The following is a 23,924-nucleotide window of genomic DNA, read 5'->3' on the forward strand; positions in this document are numbered from 1 at the left end:
ATAACGCCCGAAAGGGCGTTTTCTTTAGATATTTTCAAGATGATCTTTTTTCAAAATACTTTCTTCATCAAGCGTTGATAAGCGAGAGATAGCATTCCGGTAAGATATTTCAAGGGTTTCTCTACTGGTTGCTATTACGCCTTGATCCACTAAAAATCCATCATTTACATCATATACCCAGCCGTGTAATGAGAGTTTTTGTCCGCGTTCCCAAGCACTTTTTACAATTGAAGTGCGCCCAAGATTGTAAACCTGTTCCGCTACATTAATTTTAGTCAGCATATCCGCGCGTTTTTCTGGAGAAAGTTTACCGAGAAGATGACCGTGTTTAAACCAAATATCACGAATATGAAGAAGCCAGTTGTTGATAAGCCCTAAATCTTTATCTGCCATAGCGGCATGAATACCACCGCAGTTGGTGTGACCACAGATAATAATATGTTCAATTTTAAGCACATCGACGGCATATTGCACAACAGAAAGGCAATTAAAATCGGTGTGAATTACTTGGTTAGCAACATTACGATGAACAAATAATTCACCAGGTTCAAGATTCGTCAATTTCTCAGCGGGTACACGGCTATCAGAACAACCAATCCAAAGGTAATGTGGAGTTTGATGATCCGCAAGCTCTTTGAAGTAAGTAGAATTTTCTTCCTTCATTCTTTGCGCCCAACTGTAATTGTTGGCAAAGAGTTGTTTAATTTTATCCATTTTGCTTTCCTTAAAATTCTGAAAAAATTGACCGCACTTTTAGGTAAGTGCGGTCAATATTAAAGTTAAATTGAATTAGAAATTCGCATTTCTTGGCGCGCGTGGGAATGGAATTACATCACGAATGTTTTGCACGCCAGTTACATAGACGATTAAGCGTTCAAAACCAAGACCAAAACCAGAATGTGGAACGCTACCGTATTTACGCAGATCACGATACCACCAATAATCATCTGGGTTTAATCCCATTTCTTCCATACGTTTATCAAGCACATCTAAACGTTCTTCACGTTGTGAACCACCGATGATTTCACCAATTCCTGGAGCTAACACGTCCATTGCTGCCACAGTTTTTCCATCATCATTTAAACGCATATAGAATGCTTTAATGTCTTTTGGATAGTTTTTCACCACAACTGGTGATTTGAAATATTCTTCCGCTAAGAAACGTTCGTGTTCAGAAGAAAGATCGATACCCCAAGAAACTGGGAATTCAAATTTCTTGCCAGATTTTAATAACACATCAATGGCATCGGTATAGTCAATTTGCGCAAAATCTGAGTTTACAAAGTTTTCTAAACGCGTAATAACATCTTTATCTACGTGTTTTTCAAAGAATTGTAAGTCGTCTTTACGCTCAGTCAATACTGCACGGAATACGTATTTCAACATATCTTCTGCAAGTTTTGCGTTATCCGCTAAGGTTGCAAATGCAACTTCAGGTTCAACCATCCAGAATTCAGCTAAGTGACGAGTTGTATTCGAGTTTTCTGCACGGAATGTTGGGCCAAAAGTATAAATTTTGCTTAATGCACAAGCATAGGTTTCACCGTTTAACTGACCTGAAACCGTTAAAAATGATTCTTTTCCGAAGAAATCTTGGCTGAAATCCACTTTTCCATTTTCACCACGTGGAAGATTTTCTAAATCAAGTGTAGAAACACGGAACATTTCACCCGCACCTTCAGTGTCTGATGCAGTAATTAATGGGGTTGCCACCCAGTAGAAACCTTGCTCATGGAAGAAACGGTGAATTGCTTGAGATAAACAATGGCGAACACGTGCGACAGCACCAATAATATTGGTACGAGGGCGTAAGTGAGCCACTTCGCGTAAATATTCAATAGAGTGGCGTTTTGCTGCCATTGGGTAAGTATCTGGATCTTCAACAAACCCTGTCACTTCCACTTTTTCTGCTTGTAATTCAACCGCTTGTCCTTCTGCTGGTGATTCAACGACTTTACCCGTTACAATCACAGAACAGCCAGTTGTTAAACGTAAAATTTCGCTTTCGTAATTTTCAATATCGTTATTAATAATCGCTTGAATTGGATCAAAGCAAGAACCGTCATAAACCGCTAAGAAAGATAAGCCAGCTTTAGAATCGCGACGGGTACGTACCCAACCACGTACAGTGACGGTTTCACCAATCGCCACTTTTCCTTGTAATACATCAACAATTGATGCTACGTTAGACATATAAACCTCTATAACTAAATGTAATTTTACGTAAAAATAGAGATATTTTACCTGAGTATGGAATTTTTTCCATAAAAAAGTATAGAATGGAGTGGATTATTCATCGTGAGGAGAAACAATGTTAAACGATATTTTAACGGGCTATGGAATTTTTGTTTTAGAAATTTTGACGGTTTTATTAGTGATTTTAGTCATTGTAAGCTTAATTATTTCACATCGTCAGCATAATAAAGTGAAAGTAGGCGAGCTGGAAATTAAGGATTTATTGGAAGAATTTGATAGTCAAATTCGAGTGTTGCGCGATTTTAATTTTTCTGAAGAAGAGCTAAAACAACAAGCTAAAGCAGAGAAAAAAGCTGAAAAGCAAAAAGTCAAAAAACGGAAAGAGAAATTAAAAAAAGGTGAAACTGTAGATGACGCAAAGAAAGGTTGTGTATATATCTTAGATTTTCATGGTGATATTTCAGCATCAGAAACAACCGCACTTAGAGAAGAAATTTCAGCAATCTTAAGTGTCGCGAAACCAGAAGATGAAGTATTACTACGTTTAGAAAGTCCTGGCGGTATTGTGCATGATTATGGGTTTGCCGCATCTCAATTAGCTCGTTTAAAACAAAAAGGAATTAAGTTAACGATTGCGGTGGATAAAGTAGCAGCAAGTGGAGGTTATATGATGGCTTGTATTGCTGATAAAATTGTATCTGCTCCGTTTGCTATCATTGGGTCGATAGGTGTGGTTGCACAAATTCCTAATATTCATCGTTTATTGAAAAAATATGATGTGGATGTAGATGTAATGACCGCTGGAGAGTTTAAGCGAACTGTAACAATGTTGGGGGAAAATACCGAAAAAGGTAAACAAAAATTCCAACAAGAATTAGAAGAAACACATCAATTATTTAAACAATTTGTTTTACAAAACCGTCCTCACTTAGATATAGATAAAATAGCAACAGGAGAGCATTGGTTTGGGACGCAAGCGCTAGAATTGAAATTAGTTGATGAAATCACTACAAGTGATGATTTGATTTTAGATAAGATGAAAGAAAAACGAGTTCTAGCGGTAAAATATCGATTGAAAAAATCGTTAATAAAAAAATTGGGTCGCCAAGCAGAAGAAAGTTTAGCGAATATCATTTATGGTTATATGATGAAGAAGGTAAATAATTTTATTCAATAAACTTTAATTTCTTTACATTATCTTTACAAAAAAAACGGTTGATTTAGGCAAAATCAAGTAATTTGTTATTTACAAGGTAAAGTTTTGCCATTAGTATATGCGCCGAAACTTTGAAAGTTTTGTTCTTTGAAATTTATAAAGTTTAGTTATCCCTTTAATTTAGGGATTTTACAAATTAAAAGGTAAAACAAATGAAATTATCTCGTATTTTATTATCTACTGTTGCAATCGCAACTGTGACAGCTTGTGGTAACTTAAGCAAAGTAACAGATGCTGGTACACCTGAATATAAAGATGTAAATGGTGAGCAAGTACCACAATTAGTATGGCCAAAAATTGATACATCAGGTTTTAATCATGATGGTAGTCAATTTGGTACATGGCCAAATTGGTCTAATGTTCGTTTGATCGAACGTGGTCAAAATAAAGATCAAATTCGTCAATTAATCGGTGATCCTCATTTTGCTGAAGGTTTATATGGCGTAGAAGAATGGGATTATGTATTTAATTATCGTGAAAATGGGGTTCACAAAGTTTGTCAGTATAAAGTGTTATTTGATAAAAACCATAATGCACAATCTTTCTTTTGGTTCCCTAATGGCTGTAACGGTAATTCTGCATTCAGTTTAAGCGGTGATTTCTTATTTGATTTTGATAAAGATACTTTAACTGCGCGTGGTAAAGAAGTCGTTGATAACGTTGCAAATCAATTAAAGGCAACTGGTGCAAAAGATGTTAAAGTTGCAGGTTATACTGACCGTTTAGGTTCAGATTCTTATAACTTAAATCTTTCTCAACGTCGTGCAAATCGTGTTAAAGCACGTTTATTAGAAGATGGTGTTGTTGCTCAGATCAACGCAGTTGGATATGGTAAAAATCCACAAGTTAAGGCTTGTGATGATGTAACAGATAAACAAGCGTTAAGAGAGTGTTTAAGACCTAACCGTCGTGTAGAAGTGACTGCTTCTGGTTCTGTATTAAAATTACAGGAAGGTAGTCAATCTAATGGCGGTACTCAAGGACCAGCTCCTTTATACCAAAAATAATTTAGGTATTTACGTCATTAAAAACATAGGGCTAGATATTTTATCTAGCCCTTTTTACATAAATTATTTTTCTCTTAATACTCTAGGGAATAAAATATTGTTCTCTAAATGAATATGATGCATAAGGTCATCAATAAACTCATTAATCCCACTATATAGGGCTTTCCAACTAAAACAAGCATCAGCCGGCGCTGTACAATGATTAGTGAGAGATTTAACGACTTCTACATCTTGCCCTGCTTCATCATGCTCCATTTCCATTACACGGATTGGCATAGCTGCCATCATATAATTTTTGGCCTTAATCATTGGGAAAAGAATTTGTTCTTCTTTCATTAAATGTTGACTTAATTCTATGTAAATTTTTTCTAGTTGTGCGGCTACCCCAATTGGGCAATCTTCACGATCACCATGTACATTTTCAACTTTTTGAGCCAAGGTAATTAATTCAGGTAGCTGCTCTCGATGGCGATTATGGTAGCGTGTAATAATATGATCGATAATTTCGTCATAAGGTGCAACATTCCAATCTTTATCATTATTTTCTGATTTACTTTGTTGTAAATGAGCTAAGCGCGTTTCAATCTCAGCGAGATTAAGATTTTTTTGCTGTGCGGCAACTTCTAGTAAGATAGAACCACCGCAACAAAAATCTAAATCATATTCACGAAAAATTTTTGTTGCTCCCGGGATAGAAACTGCTAATTCGCTAAGTTTTTGTTGGGCAAAAGACATAAATCACTCCTTCTTAAATGAAATAGAATAAAACCTATCAAAATAGTAGGATATTTTCTTTGTGATGGAAAGTGTTTATATTCATTTATTGATAAAATGATGACTTAAATCAAGAAAAATACTTCATAATAGCGAGATTAAGTAGTAAGGAAGATGATGATTAGCGATTAAAATTATAGTGTTTTTGCGAAATAATATGATTTTTTGTAGAATAAGCATTATATTTTTTAGAGGAATTATTATGCGTAATCAAACAAAAAAGTATATCCAGCAATTACAAAATGTTATGCATTCTTTGTCATTATGGCAAAGTATTCCTCCAGCTGCTGATGCTTTTCTCAGTGAAGAACCGTTTTCTATTGATACGATGTCTGCTCAAGAATGGCTACAATGGGTATTTATTCCACGTATGCTAGCATTGCTGGAAAGTGGTGCGCCATTGCCAAATCAGATCGCAATTTCCCCTTATATTGAAGAAGCAATGAAAGAATTTGATGAATTAGAACAATTATTGTCTCCTTTAATAGCCTTAGAAGAATTATTGAAAAATCAATGATATTAGAGATTCTATATCAAGATGATGTACTGATTGCGGTGAATAAACCTGCAGGAATGATGGTACATCGTAGCTGGCTTGATCCTCACGAAACACAATTTGTCATGCAAACTTTACGAGATCAAATTGGTCAGCATGTGTTTCCTGTTCATCGTCTCGATCGTCCCACATCTGGTGTCTTATTGTTTGCATTAAATAGCGAAATTGCCAATATATTATGTCAGCAATTTGAACAGCGATGTGTGGAGAAATCTTATTTAGCCGTCGTAAGAGGATATTTAGAGGGAAGGGACATCATTGACTATCCATTAAAAATTCAATTAGATAAAATTGCAGATAAATTATCCCAAGAAGATAAACCTCCTCAAGATGCCATAACTAAATATGAAGGGATAAGAACTGCAGAAATGCCTTATCCGGTTGGGCGTTACCAAACTGCACGTTATTCTTTAGTGAAATTGATTCCTTATACGGGGCGAAAACATCAATTGCGGCGGCATATGAAACATATTTTTCATCCAATTTTAGGGGATACTCAATATGGCGATTTACATCAGAATCGAGCATTAACTACTCATACAGGTTGTCAACGATTATTTTTGCATGCTTATGAATTAATATTTATTCACCCTATAACACAAATAGAGATAAAGCTCACTGCAGGTTTAGATGAACAATGGTTAAAATTAATGAATAAATTAGGATGGGAGAATGTTTGATATTATTTTAACGCATGAACAACAACAAAAAGCAGTAGAACAAATTCAAGCGTTGATGGCTAAAGGTGTAAGTAGTGGTGAGGCTATCCAAATTGTAGCAAAGGCGATACGAGAAGCACATAATCATAATAAAAAGGCATCATAAAACTAATTTTTTGTGATCTAGTTATCATTTTTGAAGATTTTTCATTGCATTATTTCATAAAATGACTGAACATATTAACCATGCGAGGTGATAAGGCAATCGCCTTATTGGTATTTTGTTTTAATAGGCAAAGCCTAGAGAGGTCTTTTATGGAAATTGGTGTAGTGAAATGGTTTAATAATGCAAAGGGATTTGGTTTCATTTCCGCTGAAGGTGTAGATGCCGATATTTTTGCTCATTATTCTGTTATTGAAATGGAAGGGTATCGCTCTTTAAAAGCAGGGCAAAAAGTACAATTTGAAGTGATTCATGGAGACAAAGGCTCTCATGCCACAAAAATTATCCCTATAGTGGATAACCAGGAGTAACGATGTTGCTCTGATTTTCTCTATTTAGTCCTAAGTAAAAAGACAAGAATTGCAGCTTGTCTTTTTTATTTGAGTAAATTCTTCAAGCTGTTTTTCATTGCAGCCATTTGATTTTCAAATTGTGCTTTACTTTCTCGCTCATCAATCATATAGGTAATAGTTTCTGATAATGTCATTTTCATTTTGCGAGAATATCTTGAAAGACGTTGCCATACAGCATATTCTAAATCAATAGACTTCTTTTTTGTATGCTGTTTTTCACCATTAAAAAAGCGTTTACGGCGCGCCCGAATAGCCTGATCTAATTTAATTGGAAGTGCTGGAGAAAGATGGTTTTTTATCCATGCTTCTATTTTTTCGGGATAATGTTGACAGGCTAATAATTCTTGTGATTTTGCCTCTTGTAGACTGCGTTCTTCATAACATGTAATATTTTCTCCTTCACGGTATTTTCGAATGAGATAAATCCATTTCCAATTAGCTTCTTGATTTTCAAGTTTTTGATATTTCATGTTTTAACTATTCAGTGACGTGGTAACTCGACTAGTGTAAGTCTTTTTAAATGAATTTTCTAGCAGATTTTTACAAGCGTATGAAATATGCGATAATAGCCCTAATTTTTTCAAAAAGAGAGTGACTGTGAGTTCATTTTTTCCTCAACAAGCCTTGGATTGGCAAGCGTTGCAACCAGATCTAGCTATAACAGAATTTCCACCAGAGAGGGTTGATTTTTGGTCATTACAACCTAATGCTAAACAGGCTCTATCTGTATTTTTACGTCATCCTAATCGTTTTTTGCTAATGCTTAAAGCTGATGATCAAGCTGAATATGCTTCGTTATTGGAATCCTTTACTAAGTTGCATCATCATCGTGAACAATTGGTTTTTGGTGTAAATTATGTTGTTGAGCAAGGAGACGCTTTTTCTTTTCCACGTGTTTATACAGAGATGGCCCATTCCCTAGACGATAATTTTGCTACGCCAGGTGAGGTGGTGAACGCACTTTATTGTGATCAATTTCAATTGTTTGGTTCTCTTCGTGTTCATCCTAGTTCTCATGATATTCAATTAAATCCTGGATTAGTTCATCGTGCAAATGGAGGAGTATTAATTTTAAGTGCAGCAATGCTATTATCTCAGTTTGACTTATGGTTACGACTAAAGCAAATTTTACAAACACAAACTTTTGATTGGTATTCAGCTCATCCTTTTAAACACTTGCCCTGCGATGTGCCTAGTTATAAGCTTAATTTGAAAGTTATTGTGCTTGGAAATCGTACAGAATTGGCAACTTTAGGTGAGTTAGAAGAATCATTATATTCTTTTGCTGATTATGCTGAAATTGAGAGTTATATTTCAGTGGCAGAAGTTGAATCTCAAAAGATGTGGGCTGGTTATGTGAAGAAAATAGCACAAACACTTAATGTTGAAATGAATTTTTCTGCACTCAATAAATTATATAAATTATTAGTACGCGAAAGTGAAGATCGATTTCTCATCAATATTTCACCTCTTAAACTTAAAGAAATACTACAAGATGTAGTGACATTAACGGGTAATTCAATATTAAGTGCGGATGATTTTGAAGCTGTTTTTCAAAGAAAATCTATACAATATGGCTTTTTGAAAGAGCAAACTTATGCTGATATTTTAAATGAACAAGTCTATGTGGAGACCCAAGGGGAAATTGTTGGACAGATAAATGGGCTTTCAGTGATTGAATATCCAGGCACACCGGTGAGTTTTGGTGAACCCTCACGTATTAGTTGTATTGTCCAGTTTGGTGAAGGGGAAGTTATTGATGTTGAAAGAAAAAATGAGCTTGCAGGAAATATTCATAGTAAAGGTATGATGATTGCTCAAGCTTGTCTTTCTAATATTCTTGATCTCCCTTCTCAATTGCCTTTTTCTGCATCATTGGTGTTTGAACAGTCTTACGGTGAAATTGATGGTGACAGTGCATCGCTTGCAATTTTCTGTGTATTGGTGAGTGCTTTATCTGATTTACCACTACCTCAAAACATTGCGATTACAGGTTCTATCGATCAATTTGGTTTGGTTCATTCAGTAGGCGGTGTAAATGATAAAATTGAAGGTTTTTTCACAATTTGTCAGCGTCGTGGATTAACAGGCAAGCAAGGTGTGATTATTCCTATGACAACTATACAGCAACTGAGTCTATCTGATGAAGTTAAAAGTGCGGTAAAAAATAATGAATTTTTTATTTATCCAGTTGAAGATATTTATCAAGCCTGTGAGTACTTGTTTGAACGTGATTTATTAGATGAAAATAAAGAATATTCAGAAAAAACAATGCCTATTTCTCGTTTAATTCAACGTAGGATTGAAAATCAGCTCAATTCTGAAAAAAAAGGATTTTGGGATTTTTTTAAATCTTAATTAAGAAAAGCGAACATTTGTTCGCTTTTCTTTTAGTTATAATTAAACGGCACTGATCCGACTAGTTCTGCTAACAAGTGTTCGCTATTTACAGATTTATTTATTCTTTCTAGAATATATTTAATCAGTATAGTGCTGAAATTATCATGTATATAGGAAGGTAAAATGCAAAACACTTGTACACCTAATAAAAAAAGCAGTTATTCATACGATGATTTGCTTGCATCAGGTCGTGGTGAGTTATTTGGTAACGATGGGCCTCAATTGCCTGCACCAACGATGTTGATGATGGACAGAATTATCGAAATGAATGAAGAAAAAGGCGCATTTGGTAAAGGCTATATTGAAGCAGAGCTTGATATTACCCCTAATTTACCTTTTTTTGGCTGTCATTTTATTGGTGATCCAGTTATGCCTGGGTGTTTAGGGTTAGATGCAATGTGGCAACTTGTAGGCTTCTACTTAGGCTGGATTGGTGGCAAAGGAAAAGGTAGGGCATTAGGAGTTGGTGAAGTAAAATTTACTGGACAGATTTTGCCAACGGCTAAAAAAGTGATCTATCGAATTAATATGAAACGTGTTATTAATCGTAAGCTTGTGATGGGTATGGCTGATGGTGAAGTTGAAGTTGATGGACGTATCATTTATACCGCTACAGATTTAAAAGTAGGTTTATTTCAAGATACTTCAGCATTTTAGTTTTATAGAGCGGACAGGTATATCCTGTCCTGCTCTTATAGGATTGAGCGATGAGATAAATTACATCGGATCAGTATGTTATCTTTATTTTTGATTTAATCCTAAAAAATCCCCAACTTCGTGTTCTAGTTGACTCATGGCGAGTAGGGCTTCTTGGGTTTTCTTGGCTTCATCTTCATCAATAACACTCATTGCAAAGCCTACATGAACGAGCACCCATTTGCCAAGTAAATCGGCAGGATCTCCTGTGCAGACTAGTGAAATATTCACATCACGTTGTACGCCACATACATCCACTGTGGCAAGTTGAAGAGCGCTTTCGCCAATCTTAACAATTTGGCCTGGAACACCTAAACACATAATACTTTCACTCCTATTGAAATTTGTACCTATTTTACTATCGCGCGGAATAAGTTACGTCGATCTGGATCAAAAGTTGTTGCTTTTGTTGGCATTGATAAAATCATTCTGAGGCAATCTTGTGCGAGTTGAGCTGCTTGAGTATTTGTCATGGCAGGATCAATCGGAGAATGAAGGGAGCAACTAAGATATTGTGGAATATTTTCTAAACTACTCACTGTGAAGGTGAAGGTTTTATAGGGTAGTTGTACTGAAAGTTTATCACCAATTTCACGCGGTTCCCATTCTTGATCTTTGCCTGGTAAAATGACAATGCTCAACATCCAAGGTGTCACAACTGTACCTATCCATTGGTTTTCAAAAAGTACAAATTTAGGACAATAGCAGTCGATACCTTTTCGATAGAAAGGAAGATCTTTCATTTCTTCTGCAACTTTTCGCATTTCGTTTTGGAAGATTGAAGATGGCTCTTCGGAGAAGCCTTGAATAACACCTTCAAGTGAGGTGGTATTTTCTGGTGTTTTTTCGTGTCGATACATAATTATTAAAATTTATAGCGAGGTGAATTTCAACAATTCACGCATACCATAAGAGCAAATTATGGCGTGCGTGAAATGTATTATTTCTCATCTACATTTGAACGTGAAATCCATACTCTTTCAAAACGTTTTCTAATGTTTTAAAAATTTCTGGAAATTGTTTTTGAATTGTTTCACTTAATGCAATCTGCGGCTCAAAAGTTTCTGGTTGAACCCCAATTAAACATAGGTTTTTAGGGAATTCATCCGTTAATTTTAACGCAGAAAGCACATCACAAATGCCAAGTTGGTGTGGTGAAATTTTACGCGAGAAAAATACTGGCACTTGCTCATCATGAAGCACAATGATTTCTCCTGGCTGTTTATTGGCGAGTACAGCATCAATGATGATGATATGCTCACGATTTGCCATTTCATCGAGTAATTCCATGCCGCAAGTGCCACCGTCAACCACATCAAAGTGCGGTAAAATTTCAGGGCGATTTTCTAGGGCTTGGGCGATTCGTACGCCCACCCCTTCATCGCCGAGTAAAATATTACCAACACCTAAGATTAATGGTTTCATTAGAGCACCTTCACTTGTGTGACTTCACCATTTTCTGTGTTCACAACATGCACTGCGCATGACATACAAGGGTCAAAAGAGTGAATTGTGCGCACAACTTCTAATGGTTTTGTCGGATCTGCTACGGGTGTGCCGATGATGGAAAGCTCATAAGGCCCCATTTCATCATTTTGGTTACGAGGACCTGCATTCCAAGTTGATGGTACAACGGCTTGATAATTTTCGATTTTGCCATTTTTAACGACAACCCAGTGAGAGAGCATGCCACGAGGCACTTCACCAAACCCAACACCTTTAAACTCACCAGTTTGTGGAATGTCTGTTTTGAGATAAGCAACGGTATCACCTGTGCCAATATTATCAACAAGTAGTTTCCATTGTTGTTCAAGAATATCATTTAGCACGCAACAATGTACGGTACGAGCAATAATACGCCCTAAGGTTGAATGTAAATGGTCAACGGATAAGGTATTGCCGCTCAGTTTTTCATACAGCCCTTTAATATGGTTAAAGTGATGTAATGTATCTTTATTTTGGTTTGCCAAGTTACACATTAAATAGGCAAGAGGGCCGACTTCAACAACTTTTCCGTAGAAACTTGGCGCTTTAACCCATGAATATTTGCCTTCATCTTGCCAGCCTGTATATTTCGGACGTGTTAAGCCAGCCCAAGGTTCAAGCGGTTCATCGTCTTCATACCAAGCGTGTTTACCACTTTCTTTAATGCCTTTTACAACAAATTCATCTTTCTGTTGGGTAATTAGACGGAAGGTCGAAATATCGAAGTTTTCAATATAGCCACCCGTTAGAACAAATTTAGAATTATCACCATCAATTGGATATTCAGGCACTGAAAGGTAGTTACCCGATGTTTTACCAAGATTGAGCCATTCAGGGTAATAGGCCGCAATGATCGCCGCATCAACACGATAAACTTGGGTAACAAAGTCATTTAAACGATCAATACAGGATTTTACAAACATTAAACGTTCTAAGTTTAATACTGATTGAGAGTCTAAGTTGATTGGGTTTGCCACGCCACCAATTGCTAAGTTTTGAATGTGCGGTGTTTTTCCGCCGAGTAATGCCACAATACGGTTACAATCACGTTGACATTCAAGGGCTTGTAGATAGTGAGCCACAGCGATTAGGTTTACTTCTGGAGGTAATTTCATTGCAGAGTGACCGAAATAACCGTTGGCAAAAATACCAAGCTGACCGCTTTCAACTAAAGATTTAATTTTATTTTGTACATTGCGGAATTCATTTGCACTGTTTAGCCCCCATGTTGAAACACCTTTAAGCATTTCAGCGGCTTTATCGGGATCAGCGTTAAGTGCCGCAGTGATATCCACCCAGTCCATCGCAGAAAGTTGATAAAAATGAACGATATGGTCGTGCATGCTATGAGCAGAAAGAATCATATTGCGGATATATTGTGCATTCACTGGTACTTTGGCACCGAGAGCATCTTCCACTGCACGCACACTCATAATGGCGTGAACGGTTGTACAAACGCCACAAATACGTTGCATAATCATCCAAGCGTCACGCGGATCTGAACCTTTCACGATATTTTCCATACCACGCCACATTGTGCCTGATGACCAAGCGTTTGTTACTACGCCATTTTCAATTTCGCAATCGATACGCAAATGGCCTTCAATGCGTGTGATAGGGTCGATTGAGATACGTTTTTTTTCAGTCATTATTCTGCTCCGCTCATTTTTTTACTGAATTGTGCTTTTTCGGCAATAATTTGTTCCGAGTCTTCATGATGTTTTTCTTTCAACACTGGTAAGACAGGGAATAGACGAATTATTAAAATATAGGCGCAAATTTCGATGGAAACGAAACCAATAGAAATTAGCAATTCTTCTGCTGATGGGAAGTAACGATAGCCATTACCTGGATCGTACATAATCATTGAGTAATTTAAACGCCATAGGGCTGCGCCGAGTAACATGCTCAAGGCTGAGATAAATAGCCAACGTGAATCAGATTTTTTCTCACCAAGGAATAAAGTGAGTAATGGTAATGTCATTAACCATACTTCCATCCAAAACATCCAAGCTTCAAATTTACCAAGTTTATCGAATCCGAATACATAATGGAGTTTGTCATGGTAAATCAACTCACCAAAGCGTACTGCAAGGAAAAGTGCGATTAATCCAGCGGTCACTTTTGCAAGCTGGGTAAAGAGTGAACGTTCATCTGGTGTTTTTCCTGCTAAACCTGCGCGCACTAAAGAACCTTCAAAAATTACGATAGAAAAGCCCATAATAAATGCGGTAAGCAAGGATAAGATTGGTAATGCTTCATAGCTTTGCCACACTTGATGAACTTTATGACCAGCGGCGATCATTAATGATCCCATAGATGATTGGTGCATCATCGGTAATAGTGCGCCAAGTGCGATGACAAAGAACATAATTTTGTTGAGCTTATTGAACCATTTTTTCAATCCTAAGAACCCGAGCCAAACTGGCGCAAATTCAAGGGTAACAACAATGATGTAAATCGTCATACAAAATGCGGTTTCAAATAACACCGAGTTTGTATTGAATTGACCTGGAATGTAGAAGTAAGGCAAGTGCCAGTAACGCCCCATATCAATGGTGATGGAAAGACCACCTAGTGAATAGCCGAATAAGCTTGCAAGCAATGCGGGACGCACAAGAGGGTGATATTTCCCTTTATTGAAAATATATACTGTCCAAGCTAATGCCCAACCACCACAGGCAAAACCTGTACCTACAAGTAAGTCAAAGGAAATCCATAAGCCCCAAGGATAACCCCCGTTAAGTGCGGTGACGGAACCGATACCTAAGAACAAACGCTTAATAATTAATAAGATACAAATTACAGCCAAAGGTGCAAAAAAGAGAATACTGGCGGAAACTAATCGTCCGCCTACCGGACGTGGATTACCCATGATGTTCATCCTCCGCTTCTTCCATTTCTTTACGTGCTTGGCGCATTGCTTCTTTTTGCGCTTCAATTCGTTCACGAATCTTATCGCCGTGCATATTCTTATAAGTCATCATTGTTAAACCAGCTAACGCCACCAGTGGCAATGCCAAACCGCGATACAGGAAGTGTTGTAAATGCGCTGCGCGTGCACCTGTAGCAATATCATCTAACTCAGGAAAACCTAAATTTTCTTGTGGAACCGCACTTAACACTAATACTTGTGTACCGCCACCTTCTTTTTCACCGTAAATACGATATTGATAGGCTGGCACAGTTGCGCGATAAGTGTCTTTACTGTTTACATGTTGGCGAGGATAGTCATATTCTGTGCCACGTAATAAACTTAAACGACGTTTTGCTTCTGCTAAAAGTTCTTCACGGGTACCAAAAATAATTGCCCCAGTTGGACAAACATGACAACAACCTGGTAATTCACCTTTATCTAAGCGTTCCACACCTTTTTGGTTGCAAAGTTCACATTTGCTGATTTGACCAAATGGATTGTCATAATCATATTTTGGCACGTCAAACGGACAGCCCACCATACAATAACGGCAACCAGTACAAATATCAGGATCGTATTTAACAATACCTGTTTTAGGATCTTTGGTTAAAGCCTGTACAGGGCAAACAGAAACGCAGTTTGGATCAACACAATGCATGCATTGTTTTTTAACATAAGCATAACCGTTTTCTGTTTTATCTTTATTTTTGCCGTCGCCATCACTCCATACTTGAATCACATTGCGTGTGAACGGAGTGAGTTTGTCATTGTTTGCCCAAGTTTGCTCACCTTTTGGATTGACAGGTGTTTTGTTTACTTGCTGACATTCTGCTACACAAGCCTGACAGCCAACGCAAAGTGTGGAGTCATAAAGCATCCCAAGTGCGCCAGGAATTGGAGGAAGATTTTCCACCGCTTCTGCTTTTGCAACGGGCAGACCTGATGTGACTGTTCCCAGCAGACCTGCTTTAAGGAAATTTCGTCTATCCATCTTTAGTGTCCTTGATCTTGATTGGCTTGATTGTCTGCAGCTTTGTTCGCTTTATGTTGTTTGCTCAATTCTTTCAAGGTCATCACGCTGACACCTGCTAAAATGGCTGCAGCACCGCCTAATAAGCCAATCGCCGTCATTGAGGCACCTTCGCCTTCAACATTGTTTACATCTGGTTTTTCCACGCGTGGCGTTGGATTTTCGACGTTCGCTAATTGGAAAATGCCTTTGGTAAAGCCGATACCTTGATCGTTACAGCCATAGCAAGGATGTCCGATACCTACTGGCCAGTTATTACCACCAACATCACAGAATTCTAGTGTAGAGCAGTTGCCGTAAGTTTCTGGTCCTTTACAACCTAAATGATATAAACACCAGCCATGGCGATGACCATAATCGCCAAATTCTTTTGCGAAACGGCCTGCATCAAAGTGCGGTCGGCGATAACAGTTTTCATGGATTAGACGGTCATAAGCAAACAATGGGCGATTTAATTTATCCATTGCTGGTAATTTTTTATAAGTGATGATATAGGCAACGGTTGCCAAGAAATTATGTGGGTTAGGAGGGCAACCAGGAATATTAATAATTGGTGTGCCTTTTGGTAAAACTTCAGAAAGACTGACCGCACCTGTTGGGTTGCCACCGCAAGATGGAACACCGCCCCAAGATGAGCAGGATCCAATTGCAATAATGGCTGCGGCACCTTTTGCGGCTTCACGAATATGTTCCACAATTGGTTTGCCTGCCACCATGCAGTACACACCGCCGTCTTTAATTGGAATGGAACCATCGACCACAAGCACATATTTGCCATAATAATTATGGATAGCATTATGTTTATTTTCTTCCGCTTGTTCACCAAATGCGGCAGAAAGCACCTCATGATATTCGAGGGAAATTAAATCTAGTACGAGATTTTCAACAGTTGGGTGGGTTGCACGCAGTAAAGATTCTGTACAGCCAGTACATTCTTGTGCGCCAATCCAAAGCACTGGTGGGCGTGCTGGACTGGTCATTGCTGCCGTCATTTCCGCGCCCGCTTTAGAATTTAGCCCCATCGTAGCCGCAAGTGCGGTACATAATTTCATAAAATCTCGGCGAGAAACATCTGCCAGTGCAGAAAAAACGCCATCCGTATTATTCATAGTATCACTCCAAAGACACACATTTATTGTGGGAATTGGCCAATGATAAATGTTTTCTTTAAAAAAAATTTGATCATAATCATGAAATGAAGAATTTATAGAAAAAATATGTCTAAATTGTGAACGGAATGTTATTGTATTTGAGAGTAGTTCTTATTTGATTGAAAAAGAATAAAAATAAAGGCTGTAGAATACAGCCTTAGATTGGATTAAGCACAAATTTTTTCAAAAACTAACCGCACTTTTTCTTGATCTTTTACGCCCGCAGCACTTTCTACGCCAGAATTAAGATCTAAGCCTAAGCAATTTTGTTGAATGGCTTGTTCCGCATTATTTGGTGAGATGCCGCCAGCTAAAATAATCTTGTGTTTAAGATTTTCAGGAATTAATGACCAATCAAAAGTTTTCCCTGTGCCACCTTGTTGGTTCGCTGTTTGGCTATCAAAAATATAACGATCTACATTTAAATCATCAGTAAAATTGACCGCACTTTGGGCTTCAGTATTGACCGAAATCGCTTTCCAGATCTGCGTGTTTTTTGATAGTTGCTGACGAAGTGCTGTAATAAATGATTCATTTTCTGCACCGTGTAATTGCACCGCATAAAGTTGCAACTGGCTGGCTATTTTTGCGATAAAGTCAAGTTCTTGATTCTGAAACACACCAACAAATCGAAGTGGAGCAGTGGTTACCAATTCTTGCGCCTGGCGTAAACTCACACAACGTTTTGAATGTTCTACGAAGATTAATCCGCCGTAAAGTGCGCCGTTTTCGTAAACGATTTTGACATCTTGCGCGCGCGTTAAACCGCATACTTTATTTTCTCCAAAAATCACCGAGCGAACCGCATTATTCAAATCTTGGTTGCCCATTAAGCTGCTCCCAATTAAGAAACCATGCGCCACTTTTTGTAATTGACGAATTTGCTTGTGATTGTAAATGCCTGATTCGCTAATAATACGTACATCAGCAGGGATTCGGTCGGCGTATTTTTCAGTGAGTTCAACAACACGATTTAAATCCACTGTCAAATCATGTAAGTTACGGTTATTAACACCAATAATTTTCGCACCAAGCGCAAGGGCGCGTTCAAATTCTTCTTCATTACTAGTTTCTGTCAATACGCCCATACCAAGAGAATGCGCAAGATCTGCCAGTACATGATAAGTCTCATCGTTTACCACAGAAAGCATTAATAAAATTGCATCCGCTTGATAGTAGCGAGCAAGGTAAACTTGATATTCGCTAATCATAAAATCTTTGCAAAGCACAGGTTGACTCACGATACCGCGAACTAAAGGCAAGAACTCAAAATTACCTTGGAAGTATTTTTCATCTGTCAGCACAGATACAGCAGAGGCATAATGTTTATAGACATTGGCGATATCTTCCAAATTAAATTCAGCACGAATTAATCCCTTGGAAGGAGAGGCTTTTTTACATTCCAAAATATAGGCTGGCTTTTGATGTGTGCCTTTTGATAATGCAGCGTAAAAAGAGCGGTCAGATTTTTGAACGTTTTGTTTAAACTGAGAAAGCGGAAATTCAGTTTCCTTTGCTTTAACCCATTGTGCTTTATCAAGTACAATTTTTTGTAACACCGTAGCGGAATCAATGGGTTTGGTAAAATCTTGAGTGATCATCATTTTTCTTCTTATTATGGCGTATTAAATTAGCTTTTTATTAATATGTGGTTAATTTCTGTAATGTTTCAAAGGCTTTACCTGATGCAAGATGCGCCAATACATTTTGCACATTTTGTTTTAAGTCATCGTGTCCGAATAATTTCAATAATAATGCCGTGTTTGCTGCTACAGCATTTGCGTGTTCAGCTTTTCCTTTGCCTTGTAAAAGTGCGGTGAGCATTTGGGCATTTTCTTGTGGTTCACCACCGCGAAGAGTTTCGAGGGATTGCGCTTTTAAGCCAAAATCTTCAGGCGTTAAAGTGAAATATTCAATTTTGCCATTTTTAATTTCTGCCACTTGTGTTTCACCGTGTAATGCGACTTCATCTAAGCCTGAACCATGTACAACAAAGGAATGTTGATGCCCTAAGGCGACTGCGGTTTCAGCATAGGTTTTCACTAATTCAGGTGCATATACGCCAAGTAAATGATAAGTCGGGCGAGCAGGATTGATAAGCGGCCCTAAAATATTAAAGATAGTGCGTGTTTTTAAAGCTGCACGGACTGGCGCAACGTGGCGGAAACCAGAATGATATTGTTGAGCAAATAAAAAGCAGACACCAATTTCATCTAATGCTTGTCGAGCTTGCTCTGGTGTGACATTCACATTCACGCCAAGTGCGGTTAACACATCGCTAGCACCTGATTTGCTTGATACGCTGCGGTTACCGTGTTTTGCTACTTTTGCTCCCATTGATGCTGCAACAATGGCACTAGCAGTAGAAATATTAATGGTGTTTTGCCCATCACCACCCGTTCCTACAATATCCGCAAAAGGATAATCTGGACGTGGAAATACTTTGGCATTTTGTAATGAGGCAGCAACCGCACCCGTAATTTCTTCAGTATTTGCTCCCCGCACTTTTAACGCAATCAGCATTGCAGCAATTTGTTCATTGGAAAGCTCACCTTGGATGACTGCATTAAAAAGTGCGGTGCTTTCTGAAGCCGAAAGTGAATGTCCGCTATAAAGTTGTTCTAATAATTGGTTGTGTTGCATAGTCTATTCCTGTTTTTCTTTGTATATGGATTTGCTAATTTTCTATATTTTATTAAACATAAATATCGTAATCTAAATCGCGCGCTTCATCGCCTGTCATTCCGCGGAAGCCCCAGCAATGCGCAGGTTGTTCCTTAATCGTAATCTCCACATCGTGAGCACGGATGCCGAGCTTGTACTCTAATTCGCTAAATAGCATTTTTATCAAGCGTTTTTTCGTGCCTTCCATACGACCAGCCATCAGGTTAATTTCGATGACCGTGTAATCATCGCTACGGTCGAAAGGGTAGTAAAAATCTTCTTTTTCTAAACACAAAAAGCGAATCGCGTGTTTGCCTTTTGGAATATCTAAGCCAAGGTAGAGGCTGTTATAAATGACTTCTGCCAGTTGTTCACGACGTGGTGCGAGTTTGGATTTAAGTCCGAATACGGTGATCATTTTTTCTCCTTTAAAGTGCGGTTAAAAATCACCGCACTTTTTGATGTCTTATCTATTTAACAACCATTCAATTGATTGTTGTAATAATTGCGAACCTTGCACAGTTAAAATGCTTTCAGGGTGAAATTGGAATGCGCAAATGGGTAAATCGCGATGACGAATTGCCATGATAATGCCATTATATTCCGCATTGACGATAAATTCTTTTGGTGAATCTTGTCCCATTAAAGAATGATAACGCGCTACAGGCATTGGATTAGTAAGATCTTTAAACATGGCTTCGTTATCATGGGTGATACGAGAAACTTTACCATGCAATACTTCGCCAGCGTGAACAACCTTCCCGCCAAAGGCTTGAATCAATGCTTGATGGCCTAAACAAATTCCAATAATTGGAACATGATTTTTTAAGCGTTCGATCAATGGCAGCAAAATCCCCGCTTCTGATGGTGTTCCTGGCCCTGGAGAAAGTGCAAGAATGGTATCTGGTGTATTAAGTGCCGTTTCTACTAGTTTTTCTAAATCGCAATCATTGCGGTAAATTGTCACGTTGTGACCCAATACACGGAATTGATCCACAAGATTGTAAGTAAAGGAATCGAAGTTATCTAAAAATAAAATATTAGCCATAATAATTCTTCCTTATTTTGCTTGTGTATTAACTTGACGAATAGCTTTTAAGACAGCCGCTGCTTTGTGGCGTGTTTCATCGGCTTCCATTTGTGGATCAGAGTCCAATACTTCTCCGCAACCTGCCTGTACATGAGCTATCCCATTTTGTACGAAAGCAGAACGGATCACGATACAGGTATCAAAATGTCCATCAGAAGTGAGATAACCCACTGCACCACCGTAACTATGGCGTTTTTGTTGTTCAAATTGATAAATAAGCTGCATTGCTTTGATTTTTGGCGCACCAGTTAATGTGCCCATATTCATACAGGCTTGATAGGCGTGGAGCGCATCTAACTCAGGGCGTAATTTACCCACTACGCGAGAGACCAAATGCATAATGTGAGAATAGCGATCCACTTGCATTAATTCTGCCACTTTACGGGTGCCGCTTTGGCAAACTCGAGCAATATCGTTACGCGCTAAATCAACCAACATTAAATGTTCCGCTTGTTCTTTGTGATCAAGACGAAGTTCCAGTTCTAAACGTGCATCTAATTCAGGATCGATATTGCCGTGAGCATCAAAACCACGAGGGCGTGAACCTGCGATTGGGTAAATTTCTAACTGACGATTTTCTGGCTCATATTTCAGCGCACTTTCTGGCGATGCACCAAACAAAATAAAGTCTTCATCGTTCATATAGAACATATAAGGGCTTGAATTATTTTGTTTGAGTTGGGCGTAACTGGCTAATGTATTCGGGCAAGCAAGGGAGAAACGTCGAGAGGGTACAATTTGGAATACATCACCAATGTTAATATGGTGTTTTAAGGCTTTCACAATGCCAGTAAATTCTGGATCGTCAAAGTTTGTTTTAACTTCATCACTTGCAGCTTTGATAGAAAGAACATTATCAATATTTTTTAGTTTTTGTGCGATAGAAAGTGAGGTTTTGGCAATATTGACTTGTTCTTCTTGAGCAAAACAGAAACTTTTTAGTGTTGCTTGTTGATTTTGATGGTCGATAGTAATGAGGTGATCGGCAAGATAGAAACTGTAATCAGGGCAGTTGATACCATCATGTTGCAATGTAATGCCATCCATTGGAATGAAATTTGCGACGAGATCGTAAGCAAACAATCCACCTAAGAAAATAGGCGTTTGGCTATGTTGATAAAGAGTAGAAACAACACGCAGTCCATCAAAAATAGTAGCAGACTGTAATTTGCTATCTTCATCGAGTTGATTATCAAGTGGAGAAAATTGTACAGAAAATTCATCATCAAAATTGACCGCACTTATTTTTCCAAGTGCGGTTAATTTTGGATGAATTTCTTTTAAAACTTGTTTTCCATTTTCATTTAATGCTTTAAATGTGACGTTGTGACCTAAGCAAGTTATCTTAACTGCAGCATTGACTAAGATAAGGCTTTGTAAGCTGTTTTTATTCCCGATTTCGGCAGAGTCGAGTAGAAGAGAATTTGAATTAGGTTGGCAAAGTGTATTAAAAATAGCAGTGGTGTCAGCATAATAAGGAACGGGTTGAGCTGTCACCGCAATAAAGGCTTGAGTTTGCATATTGATATCCTTTTGGAAACTTTTGTACTATTAAACTAGTACATGAGAAATAAGTCAAGCCTGAATTAAGATTTTTTATGTTTTTTGATGAAAAATGTTTACTTTTATTCCTTTGCCCAAGGACGGCCGTCGTAATATTCAATATTTTGCTGATTAATTAGCTTTAATATGCCGGCAGAAATATGATCATTTAATTCATCTGATAGTGTTAATTGAGGGAAGAAACTACGAGCAACGATTAATTTATTAAAATCAATGGTATATTTGACAGTATATTTTCCAGAGGTTTGTCCCATTAAACCTAAATCTTTTAGGGCTGATAAAAATCCTCGGTCACCGATAGATGGGGTATACCAGCCATACGCTGCTTTCTGAGCTATTTCACGAGGCACGGCATAACAATTGGTATCGATATGAGCATTGATGCCATTAAAGTTAAAATGTATTTGTTTTTGAATATCTTCTATTTTAACATCTACGAAAATATCGCTTTTTGTATTCCAATTTCCTAGAGATTCAAAATCATCATGGCAAATAAATTGATGATTTAAGTCGTAAAAAGCTCGTAAGGAATAAGCAAAATCAGCACCTTGTTCAATCACGTTTACTAAGCTTTCCACGTGATCATCTCGTAGCTGATTGTCATCATCTAAATAACAAATAATGTCTTCTTCAACAAGAAAAGCTGCAGCAGCATTAATGGCTCCGTTAAGGATTCTGTTTTTTCCTGTATTCATTGGTAAGTAAATAGGAATTACATCAGGGAATTGTTCTAATATAGATTTAGCCTTATCCCAGAAAATATTGCTATCGATAAATACATAATGCTTACATGGATAAGTTTGATTTTGCACGCTTTTAATAGCCAAAGCTAATTCTGGACGACCAATTGTTGAAGTGACTACCGCAACGGTTTTACTATTTTGTTTGTTCATCGATATACATCTCTTTTTATTTTGCTATATTGAATAAAAATGGATATTTTTCGTAAGAAAAATATCCATTTTATTGCTAGCGTTTTTGCATTCTATCACCACTATTTTATGGTGTATAGACATTAATGATGGTGATGCTCTGGTCGTGGCGGCAGTTTATCTAAACCTTTTCCAATTGGAAGAATCAATGTTGAGTAGTTTGCCGATTGTTGGCAAATTTGTTGTTCTGGAAATGAAGTTTTATGAATAACTTTGATTTTCCAAATTCCCTCAATAAGAGGAATAATATTTACACGACCTTGTTCATCGGTTTTCCCTGAGAATCCTTGTGGTTCACGATGTCCATCAACGGCCTCAAAATCTTTCATTGCGATGGTATCGGATGTCGCAATGACAGTTTCTCCCGCTAAAGGCTGATCATTATAGAAGATTTGAACAGGGAACGGTTCGCCTGCTTTTACTTTACTTGGATCCTCTAATGGTACAATTTCAAGTGGTAAACCAATACGTGTTTTTGCCATTTCAGCATTTAATTTTTGTTTACCTACAGTAATAAGTTTTTTAGCAAACATTTGGGTTTCTTCGCAATAGGTCGCATTAGGTAAACCTTTTAAATTTTCCATTTTCCAACCTTCTGCATTTTGTGACCAGAATGTTGGTTTGTATGTTGCTGTTACCCAGTAAGAGCCATTAGTTAAAGGTTTACTTGATTGATATTGGTAATTTTCTCCTTTTTGAACCAGTATTTGTTTTTCGCCATCTTGACTGATAACTTCCATTGGCGCAAAAATTTTTAAACGAGCTTCAGGAATTTTTTCTACATAAGGATAGTGACCATATCCCATATTAGCCTTTAATATACTATCTGATGGAATTTGAGCAGGAACATCAACCCAAAGATCATGTGCTTGGGCGATACTTGCAAATGCAAGTAAGCTTACAATAAGTGTTTTTTTCATTTTTTGTCCTTAAATTAAAACGAGAGAGAAATAATTTTATGGATTCTAAATGAAAACAAATCTTATTTAAATAGATTGTGTAGAAAAAGTGT

The 23,924-nt window shown here is 37.6% G+C and carries 26 protein-coding genes; 8 read left to right on the forward strand and 18 right to left on the reverse strand.

The genetic code is table 11. From position 1 onward, the window contains the following. Nucleotides 1-24 precede the first annotated feature (24 nt). Nucleotides 25-714, reverse strand: a complete 690-nt coding sequence (gene can, locus LIX50_RS02495; protein WP_048952678.1) for a carbonate dehydratase — start codon at nucleotides 712-714, stop codon at nucleotides 25-27. Nucleotides 715-789: 75 nt separating this feature from the next. Beyond that, entirely contained in the window at nucleotides 790-2,193 is a 1,404-nt protein-coding gene (gene asnS / locus LIX50_RS02500; RefSeq protein WP_048952677.1) for an asparagine--tRNA ligase, read from the reverse strand. A 118-nt stretch (nucleotides 2,194-2,311) separates the two neighbouring features. Here asnS and sohB point away from each other — a divergent pair, with 118 nt between their 5' ends. Continuing rightward, the gene (sohB, locus tag LIX50_RS02505; protein WP_048952676.1) at nucleotides 2,312-3,373 is read left to right on the forward strand and encodes a protease SohB; all 1,062 of its coding nucleotides are present in this window, start codon (nucleotides 2,312-2,314) and stop codon (nucleotides 3,371-3,373) included. A gap of 191 nt (nucleotides 3,374-3,564) precedes the next feature. After that, nucleotides 3,565-4,419 (forward strand): OmpA family protein, encoded by an 855-nt coding sequence (locus tag LIX50_RS02510; RefSeq protein ID WP_048952675.1) that lies wholly within the window; start codon nucleotides 3,565-3,567, stop codon nucleotides 4,417-4,419. A gap of 63 nt (nucleotides 4,420-4,482) precedes the next feature. Here the strand turns inward: LIX50_RS02510 and ytfE are convergent, their stop codons facing one another. Then, a complete protein-coding gene (ytfE, locus tag LIX50_RS02515) occupies nucleotides 4,483-5,154 on the reverse strand; it encodes an iron-sulfur cluster repair protein YtfE (RefSeq protein ID WP_048952674.1) in 672 nt (223 codons plus the stop codon). A 241-nt stretch (nucleotides 5,155-5,395) separates the two neighbouring features. Between ytfE and LIX50_RS02520 the strand changes: the two genes are divergently transcribed. The 4 genes from LIX50_RS02520 (at nucleotide 5,396) to cspD (ending at nucleotide 6,942) form a co-directional block, all read left to right on the forward strand. After that, nucleotides 5,396-5,710, forward strand: a complete 315-nt coding sequence (locus LIX50_RS02520) for a YqcC family protein (RefSeq protein ID WP_048952673.1) — start codon at nucleotides 5,396-5,398, stop codon at nucleotides 5,708-5,710. Beyond that, a complete protein-coding gene (gene truC / locus LIX50_RS02525) occupies nucleotides 5,710-6,429 on the forward strand; it encodes a tRNA pseudouridine(65) synthase TruC (protein ID WP_048952690.1) in 720 nt (239 codons plus the stop codon). The genes LIX50_RS02520 and truC overlap by 1 nt, the downstream gene beginning before the upstream one ends. Next, nucleotides 6,422-6,574 carry a YoaH family protein gene (locus tag LIX50_RS02530; RefSeq protein ID WP_048952672.1) on the forward strand — a complete coding sequence of 51 codons (153 nt, stop codon included), beginning with the start codon at nucleotides 6,422-6,424 and terminating at the stop codon, nucleotides 6,572-6,574. Before truC ends, LIX50_RS02530 begins: the two co-directional genes overlap by 8 nt. Nucleotides 6,575-6,723: 149 nt before the next feature. Next, on the forward strand, nucleotides 6,724-6,942 hold the full coding sequence (cspD, locus tag LIX50_RS02535; protein WP_048952671.1) for a cold shock domain-containing protein CspD: 219 nt from the start codon (nucleotides 6,724-6,726) through the stop codon (nucleotides 6,940-6,942). Nucleotides 6,943-7,007: 65 nt separating this feature from the next. On the opposite strand, the gene matP is transcribed toward cspD, so the two are convergent. Further along, complete coding sequence (gene matP, locus LIX50_RS02540) at nucleotides 7,008-7,454, reverse strand: macrodomain Ter protein MatP (RefSeq protein ID WP_048952670.1); 447 nt, start codon at nucleotides 7,452-7,454, stop codon at nucleotides 7,008-7,010. 127 nt (nucleotides 7,455-7,581) lie between these two features. Between matP and LIX50_RS02545 the strand changes: the two genes are divergently transcribed. Then, nucleotides 7,582-9,342: an AAA family ATPase gene (locus LIX50_RS02545; RefSeq protein WP_048952669.1), complete on the forward strand. Its 1,761-nt coding sequence runs from the start codon at nucleotides 7,582-7,584 to the stop codon at nucleotides 9,340-9,342. Nucleotides 9,343-9,507: 165 nt separating this feature from the next. Continuing rightward, the gene (gene fabA, locus LIX50_RS02550) at nucleotides 9,508-10,041 is read left to right on the forward strand and encodes a bifunctional 3-hydroxydecanoyl-ACP dehydratase/trans-2-decenoyl-ACP isomerase (RefSeq protein WP_048952668.1); all 534 of its coding nucleotides are present in this window, start codon (nucleotides 9,508-9,510) and stop codon (nucleotides 10,039-10,041) included. 84 nt (nucleotides 10,042-10,125) lie between these two features. On the opposite strand, the gene hybG is transcribed toward fabA, so the two are convergent. The 14 genes from hybG to LIX50_RS02620 all read right to left on the reverse strand — a co-directional run bounded on the left by hybG (nucleotide 10,126) and on the right by LIX50_RS02620 (nucleotide 23,832). After that, nucleotides 10,126-10,401 carry a hydrogenase maturation factor HybG gene (gene hybG / locus LIX50_RS02555; protein WP_005626486.1) on the reverse strand — a complete coding sequence of 92 codons (276 nt, stop codon included), beginning with the start codon at nucleotides 10,399-10,401 and terminating at the stop codon, nucleotides 10,126-10,128. Between the two features lie 29 nt (nucleotides 10,402-10,430). Beyond that, nucleotides 10,431-10,940: a hydrogenase-2 assembly chaperone gene (hybE, locus tag LIX50_RS02560; RefSeq protein ID WP_048953234.1), complete on the reverse strand. Its 510-nt coding sequence runs from the start codon at nucleotides 10,938-10,940 to the stop codon at nucleotides 10,431-10,433. Between the two features lie 91 nt (nucleotides 10,941-11,031). Further along, a complete protein-coding gene (locus LIX50_RS02565) occupies nucleotides 11,032-11,505 on the reverse strand; it encodes a HyaD/HybD family hydrogenase maturation endopeptidase (RefSeq protein WP_005638555.1) in 474 nt (157 codons plus the stop codon). Continuing rightward, nucleotides 11,505-13,214 (reverse strand): hydrogenase 2 large subunit, encoded by a 1,710-nt coding sequence (gene hybC, locus LIX50_RS02570; protein WP_048953233.1) that lies wholly within the window; start codon nucleotides 13,212-13,214, stop codon nucleotides 11,505-11,507. The genes LIX50_RS02565 and hybC overlap by 1 nt, the downstream gene beginning before the upstream one ends. Next, nucleotides 13,214-14,440, reverse strand: a complete 1,227-nt coding sequence (gene hybB / locus LIX50_RS02575) for a Ni/Fe-hydrogenase cytochrome b subunit (protein WP_005629305.1) — start codon at nucleotides 14,438-14,440, stop codon at nucleotides 13,214-13,216. Before hybB ends, hybC begins: the two co-directional genes overlap by 1 nt. Then, complete coding sequence (hybA, locus tag LIX50_RS02580; RefSeq protein ID WP_005636015.1) at nucleotides 14,433-15,473, reverse strand: hydrogenase 2 operon protein HybA; 1,041 nt, start codon at nucleotides 15,471-15,473, stop codon at nucleotides 14,433-14,435. The genes hybB and hybA overlap by 8 nt, the downstream gene beginning before the upstream one ends. Before the next feature lie 2 nt (nucleotides 15,474-15,475). Continuing rightward, nucleotides 15,476-16,621, reverse strand: coding sequence for a hydrogenase 2 small subunit (gene hybO, locus LIX50_RS02585; protein WP_048953232.1), 1,146 nt, complete (start codon nucleotides 16,619-16,621; stop codon nucleotides 15,476-15,478). A gap of 209 nt (nucleotides 16,622-16,830) precedes the next feature. Then, nucleotides 16,831-18,264 carry a bifunctional indole-3-glycerol-phosphate synthase TrpC/phosphoribosylanthranilate isomerase TrpF gene (trpCF, locus tag LIX50_RS02590; protein WP_048953239.1) on the reverse strand — a complete coding sequence of 478 codons (1,434 nt, stop codon included), beginning with the start codon at nucleotides 18,262-18,264 and terminating at the stop codon, nucleotides 16,831-16,833. Nucleotides 18,265-18,304: 40 nt separating this feature from the next. Then, entirely contained in the window at nucleotides 18,305-19,306 is a 1,002-nt protein-coding gene (trpD, locus tag LIX50_RS02595; protein WP_048953231.1) for an anthranilate phosphoribosyltransferase, read from the reverse strand. A 52-nt stretch (nucleotides 19,307-19,358) separates the two neighbouring features. Next, the gene (locus tag LIX50_RS02600) at nucleotides 19,359-19,745 is read right to left on the reverse strand and encodes a tautomerase family protein (RefSeq protein WP_005636019.1); all 387 of its coding nucleotides are present in this window, start codon (nucleotides 19,743-19,745) and stop codon (nucleotides 19,359-19,361) included. Nucleotides 19,746-19,793: 48 nt separating this feature from the next. Beyond that, nucleotides 19,794-20,375 carry an aminodeoxychorismate/anthranilate synthase component II gene (locus tag LIX50_RS02605; RefSeq protein ID WP_048953230.1) on the reverse strand — a complete coding sequence of 194 codons (582 nt, stop codon included), beginning with the start codon at nucleotides 20,373-20,375 and terminating at the stop codon, nucleotides 19,794-19,796. Nucleotides 20,376-20,387: 12 nt separating this feature from the next. Continuing rightward, nucleotides 20,388-21,938, reverse strand: coding sequence for an anthranilate synthase component I (gene trpE / locus LIX50_RS02610; protein WP_048953229.1), 1,551 nt, complete (start codon nucleotides 21,936-21,938; stop codon nucleotides 20,388-20,390). 104 nt (nucleotides 21,939-22,042) lie between these two features. Further along, the gene (locus LIX50_RS02615) at nucleotides 22,043-22,807 is read right to left on the reverse strand and encodes a glycosyltransferase (protein ID WP_048953238.1); all 765 of its coding nucleotides are present in this window, start codon (nucleotides 22,805-22,807) and stop codon (nucleotides 22,043-22,045) included. A 188-nt stretch (nucleotides 22,808-22,995) separates the two neighbouring features. Beyond that, entirely contained in the window at nucleotides 22,996-23,832 is an 837-nt protein-coding gene (locus LIX50_RS02620; protein ID WP_048953228.1) for a DUF4198 domain-containing protein, read from the reverse strand. Nucleotides 23,833-23,924 lie beyond the last annotated feature (92 nt).

Source organism: Haemophilus sp. Marseille-P9675 (assembly GCF_916862695.1).
Classification (GTDB): domain Bacteria; phylum Pseudomonadota; class Gammaproteobacteria; order Enterobacterales; family Pasteurellaceae; genus Haemophilus; species Haemophilus haemolyticus_K.